The 13,693-nt window shown below is 73.1% G+C and carries 9 protein-coding genes; 1 reads left to right on the top strand and 8 read right to left on the bottom strand.

Annotation, left to right across the window (positions count from 1 at the left end):
• Window positions 1-49 precede the first annotated feature (49 nt).
• The 7 genes from ACIDOF_RS33410 to ACIDOF_RS33440 form a co-directional block, all read right to left on the bottom strand.
• A complete protein-coding gene (locus ACIDOF_RS33410) occupies window positions 50-916 on the bottom strand; it encodes a potassium channel family protein (protein WP_409009953.1) in 867 nt (288 codons plus the stop codon).
• 151 nt (window positions 917-1,067) lie between these two features.
• Entirely contained in the window at window positions 1,068-1,283 is a 216-nt protein-coding gene (locus ACIDOF_RS33415; RefSeq protein ID WP_409009954.1) for a cation transporter, read from the bottom strand.
• Window positions 1,280-2,344, bottom strand: a complete 1,065-nt coding sequence (locus tag ACIDOF_RS33420) for a sulfite exporter TauE/SafE family protein (protein WP_409009955.1) — start codon at window positions 2,342-2,344, stop codon at window positions 1,280-1,282. Before ACIDOF_RS33420 ends, ACIDOF_RS33415 begins: the two co-directional genes overlap by 4 nt.
• 91 nt (window positions 2,345-2,435) lie before the next feature.
• Complete coding sequence (locus ACIDOF_RS33425; RefSeq protein WP_409009956.1) at window positions 2,436-2,912, bottom strand: hypothetical protein; 477 nt, start codon at window positions 2,910-2,912, stop codon at window positions 2,436-2,438.
• A 167-nt stretch (window positions 2,913-3,079) separates the two neighbouring features.
• Window positions 3,080-7,954 carry a DNA repair ATPase gene (locus tag ACIDOF_RS33430; RefSeq protein ID WP_409009957.1) on the bottom strand — a complete coding sequence of 1,625 codons (4,875 nt, stop codon included), beginning with the start codon at window positions 7,952-7,954 and terminating at the stop codon, window positions 3,080-3,082.
• Between the two features lie 112 nt (window positions 7,955-8,066).
• Window positions 8,067-10,088 carry an SPFH domain-containing protein gene (locus ACIDOF_RS33435; protein ID WP_409009958.1) on the bottom strand — a complete coding sequence of 674 codons (2,022 nt, stop codon included), beginning with the start codon at window positions 10,086-10,088 and terminating at the stop codon, window positions 8,067-8,069.
• 76 nt (window positions 10,089-10,164) lie between these two features.
• The gene (locus tag ACIDOF_RS33440; protein WP_409009959.1) at window positions 10,165-10,812 is read right to left on the bottom strand and encodes a hypothetical protein; all 648 of its coding nucleotides are present in this window, start codon (window positions 10,810-10,812) and stop codon (window positions 10,165-10,167) included.
• Between the two features lie 321 nt (window positions 10,813-11,133).
• Between ACIDOF_RS33440 and ACIDOF_RS33445 the strand changes: the two genes are divergently transcribed.
• Window positions 11,134-11,565, top strand: coding sequence for a hypothetical protein (locus ACIDOF_RS33445; RefSeq protein ID WP_409009960.1), 432 nt, complete (start codon window positions 11,134-11,136; stop codon window positions 11,563-11,565).
• Window positions 11,566-11,587: 22 nt separating this feature from the next.
• On the opposite strand, the gene ACIDOF_RS33450 is transcribed toward ACIDOF_RS33445, so the two are convergent.
• Window positions 11,588-13,480 (bottom strand): NAD-binding protein, encoded by a 1,893-nt coding sequence (locus ACIDOF_RS33450; RefSeq protein WP_409009961.1) that lies wholly within the window; start codon window positions 13,478-13,480, stop codon window positions 11,588-11,590.
• Window positions 13,481-13,693 lie beyond the last annotated feature (213 nt).

Below are 13,693 nucleotides of genomic sequence, written 5' to 3' on the forward strand. Positions count from 1 at the left end.
CCCGCTGCCCCGTGGCGCCGCGTGCGAGGCCCTTCCTTGCCGGGCTCTGCTACGGGGCGCCGTGGTTCGCGGCGTACGCCTCGAAGACCTCGTCCGCGGAGCCCTGCGTGCGCAGGAAGCGCGTGTCCAGGACGGTGGCCAGGTCGTCCAGTGCGGTGCGCAGGACCGATGCGGAGAGTCGTACGTCCGGGTGGTGCGCGGTGGCGGCCTGGCCTGCGAGGTCGGACGCGTAGCCGAGGTGGAGGGGCAGGGAGGTGTTCTCGTCCCCGTCGTAGAAGTAGTACGACTCGGCGTACTGCATGAAGTCGACCGTGGCCACCGCGAGTGCCGCGGCGAGACCGTCGAGGAGTGCGGCGCCGCCGTCGGAGTCGAGTTCCCGGGCGGTGGCACGGCTTCGCCGTACGTGGGACAGGCGCAGGGCCAGGGCCCGGCGGCGGGCCAGCGCCGGGTAGATGCCCAGCACCCAGGCCACGGTCGCCGACAGCAGGACGAAGCCCACCAGCGCCTCCATGGGCGCGAGGACGCGCAGCCACCCGGCGGCGGGCGCGATGTCGCCCAGGCCGAGCGTGGCGAGCGTGACCAGCGAGACGTACAGCGCGTCCACCGGGCTCGCGTGCTCGGCCGGTTCGAGGCCGGCCGCGTACGAGAACCGCTGCGGCATGTGCGGCCAGTACACGAGCGCCCAGCCCACCGCGACGGTCAGCGCCCACAGCGCCACCACCGTGACCATGCCCAGCGGCCCCACCAGACCGGCGGGCCTGCGCCGGATGCCGGAGCGGGAGGACAGCCGCCACAGGGTCATCATCACCAGCCTGCTGAGCCCGCCGTGCCGGGTGGGGTGCCAGAGCGTGTGGAACACGTCCCGCAGGATGAGCAGGACGAGGGCGAACCCCGCAGTCGTCGAAAGCCACGTCATCCCCGCACCCTTCCCGGTCCGGGACGCACCCTCCCCGGCGGGGCCGCCGATCTCAGCACGATGGCCGTCATACGGCGCCACCCGCCGGGCCCCGACGACCGAGTGCCGGTGGGACGTTCCGGGCCGTCGCCCTGGCTGACGGCGGGGTGGTTCAGGCGGTCGGGGTGGCGGTGTAGCCGGCGGCGGCGATGGCCGCGACGATCTCCTCGGCCGGGACGGGGTGTTCGAGTTCGACGACGGTGCGTTCGGTGCGCAGGTCGGTGGTGCTGGTGGTGACGCCGGGGACTTCTTCGACCTCGTCGTCGATGAGGAGTCCGCAGCTGTTGCAGTGCATGCCGGTGACGGTGAAGGCGAGGCGGAGGGTCATCGGGCGGTCTCCTTCGGGGTGGCGGGAGTGCGGGGGCCGGTGGGCTCTCGGAAGGTGATCTCGCCGCCGTACATGCCCATGCCGCAGGTGAAGGCGAGGGTGCCGGGTTCGGGGGTGCCGAGGTCGACGGAGGTGCGGCCGGTGACGGGGAGGATCTCCTGGACGCCCTCGTCGGGGACGACGAAGGAGCGGACGCAGCCGCTGGTGCCGGCGGTGGCGACGACGAGCTCGGTCGGTACGCCCGCGGTCGCGGTGATGGCGGTCGGCGCGTAGGAGTTGGTGCGGGCCCGGACGGTGATGGTCTGGACGCCGCCGCGTGTGGTCACGGTCTTCTGCGGGGGCGCTGCGGCGGTCGCCGTGGGTGCGGGCGTGGGCCACCAGCCGCCGAGGCGCAGCCCGGAACCGGCGGTCCACACCGCGACGGCCAGGACGATCACGGCGGTGACGACGCTGAGCCGTCCTTGCCAGCGGCGGGCGGCCGAGCGCAGCAGGAAGCCGAGTACGGCGAAGAGCGGGCCGGTGCCGAGGACGAAACCGGCCATGACGGCGGCCCCGGCGAGCGGGGACCCGGCGGTGACCGCGATCAGCTCGACGCTGAGGGTGACCCCGCACGGGATGAGGACCGTGAGGAACCCGAGCACGGCGGGGGTGGTGACGGCGGTCGACTTCGCGGAGCGGCGCACCCGTCGGCCCCATGAGGCGGGCGGCCTGGGGACGAAGCGGCGTACGGCGCGGACGCCGAGCATGTCGAGGGCGAACAGCAGCATCAGTACCGCGCTCGCGACCAGGAGGATCGCGCGGGCGCGCGGGCCGGGCTGGATCGCGGCGCCGACGAGGCCGAGGGCCGCGCCGAGGAGGGTGTGGGAGGCGAGTTTGGCGCCGAGGAACGCGCCGACGGGGGCGAACAGGCCGCTGCGCTCCCACGCTTCGGGGCTCCAGGCGGTGGCGCGGCGGCCGACGGCACCGGCGAGCAGGCCGCCCTGGACTGCGGCGCAGGAGGCGCCGCCGGCGAAGAGACCGGTGGTCAGACCGGTGACGAACAAGGTGGTGGTGGAGGACATGGAGGAGGAACTCTCCTGAGCGGGTCAGACGGATCAGGGCACGACGACGTACCCGAGAACCGCGAGAGGCGGCCGTCGGGCACGGGTGTCGTCAGGTCCGGCTGACGCAGAGGAGCGCGACGGGATCGGGCGCCCTGGGCCAGGCGCACCCTTCGTCGGCTGCGGCGGTCAACGGCTCGGCGGAGGCCGGTGGTTCGGCGAGGACGCCGGGTCCCGGGGCGGCGGCGAACGCCACCGGCAGCGGCGGGTGCGCGGTCGCGAGCGGGCACTCCATGCTCGTGTCCGGGCACTCGCCGGGCATCGGCGCGACCACATGCCCGGAATGCTGCCCGGGCCGCTGCTCCGACTGTGCCTGTGCGGGCTCCCGCGTTGGTGCGCCTGCGGGTTGCTCCGTCTCCGCATGCCCGGCCGCGGCGCTCATGGCCTGGCCCGCCGTGCCGGCCGTGGGCATGGGCATGGGCATGGTGCTGTGTCCGGGGCCCCACATCAGGTAGGCGCAGGCCAGCAGCGCACCGACCACGACGGCGGCGAGCGCGGGCCGGGGGCGCCGGGCGGGGCGGACGGGCATAGCGGCGATGCTACCGAGACCCCCTCCGGCACCCCGCCCCGCCCCCGGGGCGCACGCACCGGCTCCGCCTCACCGACCGACGGCGAGACGCCCGAGTGCGCTGCGGGCGCGCGGCGGGTCGTCGGTGGAGCCCGGTCCGACCGGGCACGCGGCGGGCGTCCGCCCCGTCACCGTGTCCCCTTCGCGTGCCGTGCCGACGGGTTGGCCAGGGCGTGGCGGGGGTCGGCGGCGCGGGTGATGGCCGATTCGACGGCGGCGAGCCGGTCGGCGAGGAGGTCGAGGGCGGCCACCGCGTGGGTCACCGGGTCGTCGCCGCTGCCGCCGAGGCGGACTGCCCGTACGTGGGCGGCCTTGATCTCGGCCCAGCGTGCGGCCGCGTCGGGGGTGAGCGTGGCGCGGAGTTCGGCGAGTTTGAGGAGGTTGGCCTCGGCGCCGGTGGTGAGGGTCTGGGCCTCGGCCGCGTAGTGGTCGTCGACGAGCGCGGCGAGTTCGGCGTCGGTCATCACCGGGTCGATCCGTGCCGCGATCTTGTTCATGTCGCGGTAGGAGCCCTGCAGCCGGAACGGCGGCTCCGTACGCGCCTCGTCGGACTGTGCGGCCGAGGCGATGTAGGCGGCGTTGACCGCGAGGACCGTCGACCGGGCGGCGAGGAGATGCCGGAGCACGGCGACGATGCGCTCCACCTCGGCCGGCGCGTACGGATGGGCGAGCCGGTCGCGGCGCGCCGTGGGGTCGCCCTCGGCGAGGCGGATCAGCAGGTCCAGGTCGGCGCGGTCGCGGCCGGCGAGCGGGGCGAGCACCGGGTTGGCGGTCAGGGCGTTCTCGACGAAGCTGACGGCGAACGTGTCCTCCTTGCCGGTGAGGACCTCGCCGAGGTTCCACACGTCGGCGCGGTTGGCGAGCATGTCGGGGATGCGGAAGCGGGCGCCGGACTCGGTGTAGGGGTTGCCGGCCATGCAGACGGCGAAGCGTTTGCCGCGCAGGTCGTACGTGCGTGAGGTGCCGTTCCAGACGCCGTCCATGCGGCGTTGGGCGTCGCAGAGCGAGATGAACTTCTGCAGGAGTTCCGGGGAGGTGTGCTGGATGTCGTCCAGGTGGAGGAGGACGTTGTTGCCCGCCTCCAGGGCGAAGTTGACCTTGTCGATCTCCTGGCGGGCGGTGGCGTTCGGGGCCTCGGCGGGGTCGAGGGAGGTGACGTCGTGGCCGAGGGAGGGGCCGTTGACCTTGACCAGGATCATGCCGAGGCGGTCGGCGACGTACTCCATGAGGGTCGTCTTGCCGTAGCCGGGCGGGGAGAGGAGGAGCAACAGGCCGCCCGCGGTGCCGAGTTGCTTGCTGAGGCTGTCGCCGATGAGGGGCAGGTAGACCTCGTCGACGAGCCGGTTGCGGACGAAGGCGGACATGACTTTGGGGCGGTGCTCGTCGAGGCGGAGCCGGGCCCGTTCCGCCGTGGCCAGGTCCGTGCGCAGGGTCTGGTAGGCGCGGTAGGCCGGGACGGTGGTGGTGCGGAACCGGCGGGTGCGGTCGAGGAGTTCGTCGATGCGGACGGTGAGGGTACGGCCGTCGATGCGCGGGTGGGCGCCGAGGAGCCCGTCGACGGTGGCCGTGTGCGGGGCGGCGTTGTCGTAGCGGGGCAGGTCGCGGCAGAGTTCGACGGCGACCGCCTCGTCCAGGTCGCCGCTCTCCCCCGTGGCCGTCAGGTAGGAGCCGAGCCAGGCTTCGGCGAGCTGGCGGCGGGCGTGCGGGTCGGTGACCGCGTCGAGGTCGTCCTCGTACGCCGAACTGTCCGTGGCGTGGCGGAACTTGTCGAGGAGCGTGCGGGTCGCCGCCGACGTGACGAAGCCGTCGGGGCCGGTGGTGAGCTCGTCGAGGAGGTACGCGGCGGCGTCCGAGTCGCCGATTCTGTCGGCGAGTTCGGCGCGGAAGGCGTCGAGTGCGGGCGCGAGACCGAAGGTGTCGCGGGCACGGGCGAGGGAGACGGCGCGGCGGGTGATCAGCACGCGTTCCTCGGCCGGAGTGGCGTGGGCCCAGTGGAACTGGGCGGCGGCGCGGGCCCGCGGCGTGTACCGCAGGAGTCCGGCGTCGCCGTGCAGCCGGAGCAGTGCGCGCAGGATCAGCGTCGCGTCGTGGTCGTGGACGCCCCGCTCGTACCCCTCGTCGTACGCGGTCTCGGCGGCCGTACGCACGAAGGCGGTCAGGTCGTCGACGGCGAGGAGGGCCTCGGCGCCGTGTTCGTCCAGGAGACGGGCGGCGAGGTGTTCGGCCCGGTACACCTCCGCGTTCTCGGACGGCAGGGTCTGGTTCCAGTAGGGGCGCAGTTCGGCGAAGGCCGGGTCGGTGACGGGTGCGCGGTAGTCGGTGCCGGTCAGCGCGAACGCCATGCCGTCGCCGTGCGGGACGACGGCGAGGTCGAGCGGCTGGGTGTTCACGGCGAACCGGTGGCGGCCGAGGCGGAGGGTGTCGCCGCCGTCCGCGTACAGCTCGGTGCGGTCCCGCAGGGCGCGTGCGGCCTCCTGGCGGGCCGCCGCGACACGCCCCTCCAGCTCGTCCGCCCGCACCTGGTCGCCGAGTTCGCGGAGTTCGCCGACGGTGCGGCGGACCTTGCCGACCATCGGGTCGGAGGCGAAGTACGTGTTGATCTCGTCGGCCGAGCGGAGTGCGGCGAGGCGGCTGGTGACGGTGTCCAGAACCCGGCTCGCGGAGGTCGCGAGGCGTTCCGCGTGCCGGGCGCGGGTGTCGGCGAGGGTCTGTTTGCGGGCGGCGAGCGCCTCGTACACCTCGGTGCGGCGGGTGTCGATCTCGGCGAGGAACGCGTCCGAGTCCGCGAACCTCCCCTCCAGGTTCTCCAGTTGGAGCAGGAGCCGGGCCAGCTGCTCGTCGCAGCTCTCCGGGGTGGTCGCCGCGGCGAGCGCGCCCGTGACGGCCTGGCCGAGGAGGGCGAGTTCGGCGGCGAACTCGGCCCGGTCCTCGTGCACGGTCAGGTCACGGCGTCGTGCGTCCAGGCCGGCGCGGGCCTGGTTGGCGTCCGCGAGGACCTCGGCGATCCGCTCCAGGACGGCGGTGCGCACGGTCGCGTCGCCGACGTCGAGCCCCGCGACGACCTCGGTGACGGTCTGCAGCCCCTCGGTGAGCTGCCGCAGCCGGTCGGCCAGCTCGTCGGCCTCGGCGACGGTGGTGACGGTGTCCGCGTCGGCGGCCAGTTGCGCGAGGTCGGCGTGGTGGGCGGCGAACGCGTCGGGGCGCTGCAGGAAGGCGACGGCGCGCCGCCCGGCCGAGCCGAGGTCGTCGGCGAGGCCGGCGGCGAGCGTGTCGATGCGGTCGGCGTCCGCGTACCGCGAGTCCTTGAGCGTCAGCAACTCACCCTGGGCCAGGCGCAGTTCGGTGAGCCGGTCGACCCACTCCCCGGCGTGCTGCGGGGACTCGCCGCGGATGCGCCGTACGAGCGCGGTGATGCGCGCGGCCGTCGTCTCCAGGGCGTCCGCGGCCTGCCGGGTGAGGCTCTGGACGGTCGCGAACTCGGTCAGGACCTGCTCGGCGGTGGCGCGCAGCGCCTCCAACGGGCCCCGCAGGTCGCCGACTTCGGCCTCGCCGAGCCAGTGGTGGGCATCGGCGGTACGGACGCAGGACGCGAGCAGCGCCTCGTACACGCCCGTGGTGGGCGTCGTCTCCGTCACGGCGCGGGCGACGGACAGGCAGTCGGAGATGCCGCGCACGAGGTCGGCGTTGCCGATCCGGGCCAGCGGGCCCTCCTCGACGGGCCGGGCCGCGGCGTGGGTGTCGGCGGCGAACGGGGACCGCCAGATCTGCACCGGATGCACGCGCGCGGGCTCCGCGGCCCCGGACCGCAGCACGCAGAGGGTGCCGTCGTCGAGGAGCGCGTAGCCGTGGCAGGACAGCGGGGCGGCGATCTCCTTGCGGATCCGGTGGTACGGGAGGAGGAGGCTGCGGCCGTCCGCACGGGACCGGAAGGCGTACAGGACGTCCTCGCCGTCGGGTGAGCGCACCGTGCGCTCGAAGTCGAGGCCGTCGGTGTCGACGCCGTCGAACGTCTTGTGGGTGCCGTCGGCCAGGCAGTAGCCGCCGGGGAAGACGATGCCCTGGTCCTCGGGCAGCCGTCGGCAGGCCTGCCCGATCCCGTCGAGGCGGGCCACGGTCCGGGTCAGCGTGTGGAAGACCAGGTGCCGCCAGGCGGTCTCCTTGTACGGGCGGACGCGCAGCAGGATCAGCGGGCCCACCCGCGCGTGCTCCACGTCGGCGTCCGCGAGGGACTGCAGGGGCTCCTGCACGGCTTCGGTGTGGATGCCGTCCCCGGTCTCGGTGTCGTCCTCCGCCTTGACGGCGAGCCGGCCGCCGACCGTCGACACGAACACCTCGCCGCCGACGGAGACGTGCGGGTGCCGGCCCGGGACGTGGTCGTCGCGGGTGGCGGCCGTCCAGGGGAAGTCGTGGGCCGGAGGTGCGGCGTGGTCCCGGTCGCCGCGCGCGTCCAGGAACGCGGCCCGCCCTTCGGCGTCGAGCGTCCAGCGCAGCACCCGGATGTCCTCGGCCCGTTCACCGGTCTGGAAGACGGCGAGCAGCTTCCCTTCGACGTGCCGGAGCCGCAGCAGGCGGGCCTGCCGGTAGTAGCGGAACAGGGCGTCGAACTCGCGGACGAAGCCCGGGTCGTCGAGCAGGCCGGGGACCGTGTCGTCGGGCAGCCGGTCCAGGTCCCGGTCGACGAGCTGGAAGACGTCGCCGACCGCGGTCTTCGACTCCGTACCGGGAGCGGTGTGGCTGCCGAGGAGCAGCACGTCGCCCATCGCGACGATGTCGCGCAGGGTGCACGGGTGGTCGGTGCGCAGGTTCCGGGTGTCGGCGAGGGCGAGCTCGGTCGAGCCGAACGTGGCCGCCCGGCGCTCGTTCAGTGCGGTGGCACGGTCGGCCAACTGCCGTGCCTGCTCGGCCAGTCGGGCCCGCAGCAACTCGTACGTCCCGGCGTCCATGTCGGCCGCCTCCGCAGGCCCGGGCCCGGCCTCGGTCCCGGTTCCGTTCCTGGTCTCCATGGTGTCCGGCGTCCTTCCGTGTCGAACCGTGTGCGCGTACGTCTGCGGGGGTTCGGGCGGCGTACGGGGCCGGGGCCGCTGCCCCCCGTACAGCGGCCCCGGCCGGTCCGGGTCAGCCCGCGCTCGGGCTCCTGCGGGCGCCGTTCAACTCGACGATCGGCATGTCGGCGATGCCCAACTGCCCGGCCTTGTCGAGGAGTTCACGCACGGCGCCGCTCTCACCGCCGCCCTTCATGAGCTTCATGAGGAGCGCGGACACGGTGAGGTTCTGCACGTCGGCCGTGGAGACCGAGCCGAGCACCTGCGCGAGGTCGTCGGTGAAGCTCGCGGTGCCGTCCAGCCAGGGACCGGCGAGGGTCCGCGCGGTCTCGGAGTTCTGCACGAACGCGTCGACGCCCTTGCCCAGCGCGATCGACGACACGAGCCGGTCGAAGAACACGGACTCGCCCCCGACGATGTTGATGTCGGCGTTCTCCAGGCCGGTCGCGAGGACCGTGGCCTGCGCCTGAGCGACCTGCCGCTGCACGTCGATACCGGCCAGGCGGATGTCCTTCTCGGCCTCCAGGCGCAGCCGGTACTCCTCGTGCGTACGCGACGCCTCGTCCAGCGCGGCCATCGCGGCGGCCTTCTCGGTGAGGCCCGCGGCCTCCGCCCGCAGCTTCGCCTCGGCGCCCTCGGCCTCCGCGCGCATCCGCGCCTCGGTGGCCTGCGCCTCGGCACGGCCCGCCTTCTCGATCGCGTCGGCCTCCTTCTCCCGTACCTGCACGGCCGCGAGGCCCTCGGCGGCGCGCTCGGCCTGGATGCCCTCGGCGAGACGCAGCTTGGCCCGCGCATCCAGGTCGGACGCCTTCAACCGGGCCTCGGCCAGGGTGAGTTCCTCCGCCGCGCGGTGGGTGGCGGCCTGCTCGGCGGCCTCCGCGGCCTTGATGCTCTTGACCAGGCCCTCCTGCGCCTGCGCCTCCGCGGCGATGACGACCGCCTGCCGCTCCCGCTCCGCCTCCTCGACGGCCCGCAGCTTCTTTATCGACTCCTCCTGCTCGGCGACCGTGCGGTCCACGGCGACGCGCTCCCGGATGACGTCGGCGATCTCCCGCTTCTCGGCCTCGACCTCCTTCTGGGCGGCGATGCGCGTCAGTTCGGTCTCCCGGTCGCGGGCGATCACTTCGAGGAGCCGGTCCTTCTCGATGCGCTCGCTCTCGATGGCAATGACCCGCTCGCGGTTCTTCTGCGCGACGGCGACCTCACGCGCCTGGTTCTCACGCTGCACGCCGAGCTTCTCCTCGGTGGCGAGGAACGCGCTCTGCGCCCGCAGCCGCTCCTCCTCGACGACCCGCGCGGTCTCGGCCTCCTCCCGCGCCCGTACGGTGTCGACCTCGCGCTTCTGCTTGATCTCGGCGTCCGCCTGCCGCCGCTCCAGCTCCAGAATCGCCTCCCGGGCGTCGACGTTCTGCCGGGTGATCTCCTTCTCCTCGTGCCGCTGGTACTCGTTGGTGCGTACATGCTCGACGGCGGTCAGCTCGGTGATCTTCCGGATGCCCTGGGCGTCGAGGATGTTGGACGGGTCGAGCTGGCTCAGCGGCGTCTGCTCCAGGTGGTCGATCGCCGCGTCCTCCAGGCTGTAGCCGTTGAGGTCGGTGCCGATCAACTCAATGATGCGGTCGCGGAGTTCGTCGCGCTTCGTGTAGAGGTCGGCGAAGTCCATCTGCTTGCCGACGGTCTTCAGCGCCTCGGAGAACTTCGCGTTGAACAGCTCCTGCAGCGTGTTCTGGTCGCTGGCCCGTGCGGTGCCGATGGCCTGCGCCACCCGGATCACGTCCTCCACGGTCTTGTTGACCCGTACGAAGAACGAGATGCGGATGTCGGCGCGGATGTTGTCCCGGCAGATCAGCCCGTCCCGGCCGGTGCGGACGATGTCGATGGTCTTCACCGAGATGTCCATGACCTCGGCCTTGTGCAGCACGGGCAGGACGACCTGGCCCGTGAAGGTCACGTCGACCTTGCGCATCTTGGAGACGATCAGCGCCCGGCCCTGCTCGACCTTGCGGAAGAGCCGGGTGACCACGAGCAGGACGGCGACGACTACGAGCAGGACAACGGCGACGGACACGCCGATGCCCAAGGTGATGGCATCCATGGGAAGTCCTAAGGAACGGTGGGAAGTTGAGGGCGGCTGCGGACAGCCGTGAAGTGAGGTGGGGCGCTGGAAGGGCTCAGACCGGGCGGGTGCGCGGGGCGCTGTCCGGTGCGTGGTCCGCGGCGGCCGGACCGAGCTCCGGGTCGCGGGCGGCCACCCAGAAGAACTCGCCGGCGTCGTCGTAGGCGTACAGCAGACCCGTACTGCCGGCCGACAGCGTGTCCCTGCCGTACTGCCGGACCTGCACGATCGCCGTGGACCCGTCCGGCGCGGCGACCTCGGCCTGACCGAACCCGGCGTCCACCCGCCCCGTGCGGATGGTGCAGAACGAGCCGACGAAGTCCTGCCGGGACGGGCCTGGTTCGTCGAGGAACAGCTTGGCCAGCGGTCGTACGAGGATCCGTGCGACGCACCAGCCGACAGCGAGGGACGCCGCGAACACCCCCGCGTCGAGGGCGACTTGAGCGAGCCCGCCGAGCCCGGCCCGCGCGACGAGCACCGACCCGGTCACACAGGCACACCAGCCGGCCACGACCATCAGCGACGCGGCGACCGCGACGGGCACACCGCCGAGCCCCCACGCGCCGAGGTCGACGTCGCCGTCGAACCCGTCCGCGTCGAACCCGCCGAACAGGACCAGCACCCAGAAGGCGACGACCACCAGGAGCGCGGAGCTGAGGACGACACCCGGAAAGCCGGTGGCCGCGCCGAGAAGTTCCCCCATGACCTGTCCTCCGTGCACTCGGATCGCGTCGGGGGCGCGTACGGGTGCCGGGTCCCACTGCGGGAACCCGGCACCCGGACTCTCCCCCGTTTCCCCCTACGCCCATCTTGACGCGCCTCATACGCCCGCCGCATTGCCGGAACCCGGCAGTCTTTACGGGCTGTTGATGCCGGACACCGGACATCGGCGCATCGGCATGTTCAGCTGGTGAGCACGCTCACACACGCAGGTGCCGGTGCGTAGGTGTTGTCTGCACCGGCACCGCCGCTCCCGCTGGTCTCAACCACCACCCGCAAAAGGGTCTTGATCCAAGGGGTCTTGATGTTCGGTTCCGATTCCGGCGCCACAGCCACAGCCACAGCCACAGCCACAGCCACAGCCGGATGGTGGGTCGCCGCGACCGCGGCCGCCCTCGTCTTCGGCGCGGTCACACAGACCTGGGCCACGAAGCCGAGTTGGAAGCTCTTCCTCGCCGTCGTCCCGGCCCTCGGCGGCTGCCTCGCGGTATTCGCGGGCACCGCCGTGCGGGGCGACGGCACACGCACGGCCCTCCAGCTCTCCACCGTGCTCATGCTCGCGACCCTGGTCACGATGGCCGTCTTCAGCCGGTACATCCGACGCCAGTCGGCGCTCATACGCTCCGGTCGGGCAGCTCGGACCACCACTCAGCGGCAAGTCTGGATCTTCCTGTTCACCTTCTTCGTGGCCGCCATCGCCATCGGCGCGGGCCTCGACACCCTGCTGTCGGGGTGATCGGGAAGCCGGGTTCCAGAGGTCACCGCCCCGGTCGGCGTACGGGATGCCGGCCGAGGAGTTCGGCGAGGCCCTGACGGGTGGCGGCGAGGACGACGCGGTCCTCGGCCTTGAGGACGTAGCGGGGGTCGGTGTTCCAGACCAGGCCCGGGGCGTGCTCGGCGTCGGGCGAGGGGGTGGTGGCCAGGTCCGGCATGCGCTCAACCGGGTCCGTGACGTCGAGGGCCAGGACTCGCCAGTGGCCCGGGCGGAACGCATCGGCGACGGTACGGCCCTCCAACTGCGGGTGGCCCTCGACCTGGAGGGCGGCGAAGACCAGGACCCGGCGTTCGACGGGGATCGCGCCGAGGATCTGGCGGCCCATCATCGCTCCGGCGAAGGCGGGCGCGGCGAGCGAGGTGACGCTGCGGCTGCGGGTGAGGGCGTGCGGGTGGGCGCTGCGGAGGGTGCGGTAGACGGCGGTGGCGAAGTCGTCGTCGTACAGCCGCAGGGCGACGCGGAGGTCCGGCTTGACCGAGCGGGCGTACAGCGCGGCCTCCAGGTTGGTGGTGTCGGTGCTGGTGAGGGCGAGGAGGGCGTGGGCGCGGTGCACCTTGGCCGCTTCGAGGACGCCTTCGTCGGTGACGTCGCCGAGGACGACGGGCACGCGCAGGCGCCGGGCGAGGGTGATGCCGCGGGCCTCCGGGTCCTCCTCGACGCACACCACGGGGATGTCGAGTTCGCGCAGCCGGTGCAGGACGCGGGTGCCGATCTTGCCGAGGCCGAGCAGGACGACGTGCCCGGAAAGGCCGCGCGGCGGGCGGCGCAGGGCGGAGGCGCTGCGGAACGTGCCGAGCGCTTCGAGGGCCGCGGCGAGGAGCACGGGCAGGAGCAGCAACCCGGCGAATCCGGCGAGGAGTTGGAGGATCTGGCGGCTCGGTTCGTCGTCGGTCGCGGGGTCGTTGATGGCGAACAGGTCGAGGAGGGTGATGTACGCGGCGTGCAGCGGCGGGTCGTCGGTGGTGATCCAGGTGGCGACCGCGAGCGCGGCCACGCAGGCGAGCAGACCGAGGAGCGAGAAGCGCAGACGGCGGGAGAAGAGCTGGCCGAGGGGCGCGGTGCGGCGGGCGAGACGGCCGGGCGGGAGGGTCGGACCGGTGTGGGTCACGGTCTCCAGGACGACGGTGCCGCGTCCCGTGGCCATGGTCACGGCCCGGTCGTCGGGCAGGAGTTGCGGGCCTTCGTCGCCGCTGCTGTCCGAACCCTCGCTGCCCGCCGGGTCGTTGCTGGTCGCGGAGAGCAGGGCGAGGGTGCACAGTCCCGGCTCGGGGACTTCACCGCGGCCCGACGGCATCCGCTCGACGGCCCGCAGCAGCAGCCCGTCCGCCTGAACGACCTTGCTGGTACCGGCGATCGCGGTCGCCGCGAGGGCGGGCGCGGCGGTGTCGGCGTCCGACAGGACCGTGGTCGACGCGTCGAGGGTCGCACGGTCCATGTCCGGCGCGGCGACGAGCGCGGCCTGGTCGAGCAACTCTTCCAGGTGCTGGCCGAGTTTGCGGTTGTAGAGCCTGATGACCAGCCGCAGGCGCGGGTTGAGGCGCCGGGCGGCGAGGGCGACCCGGATGTTGGTCTCGTCGTCGTCATGCACCAGCGCGAGCGCCGCCGCGTGCGGGACACCGGCGTCCTGCAGCACTTCGCCGCCGAGCTCTGCGGCTTCGACAACTCGCGGCGGCGCGTGGGCGGTTGAGGCCCCGCCTGCCCTTCCCGTGAGGGACGACGACATGCGGCCGAGGAGTGCGGTGGCTCTGCCCGTACGGGCTGCGGGGCGGGCCGGGCCGGCCGGGGGCGGCACGACGAGGGTGACGCGCTCGCCGTACACCTCGTACAACTCGGTGGCGAGGCGTTCGGCCAGGGCGTCGTCGCCGCAGACGATCATGTGACCTGCGGCGGGGCTCGACTGCGTTTGACGCGGGAGTGCTGACACGGTCACGAAGAGTGCCTGACAGGGGCGGCTGGTTCCAAGTGCGGGGCTCCAAAGGCTCGTTGACCGCCCTCGGCCGGCGGGCTTCCGGGTTCCGGCAACGCGGCGTCGCGCCCGCTGCCCGTAAGCGACATATCAGTGCCGCGTATGGGACGTGTAAGGTTCCCC

Source organism: Streptomyces sp. Da 82-17 (assembly GCF_046098215.1).
Taxonomy (GTDB): Bacteria; Actinomycetota; Actinomycetes; order Streptomycetales; family Streptomycetaceae; genus Streptomyces.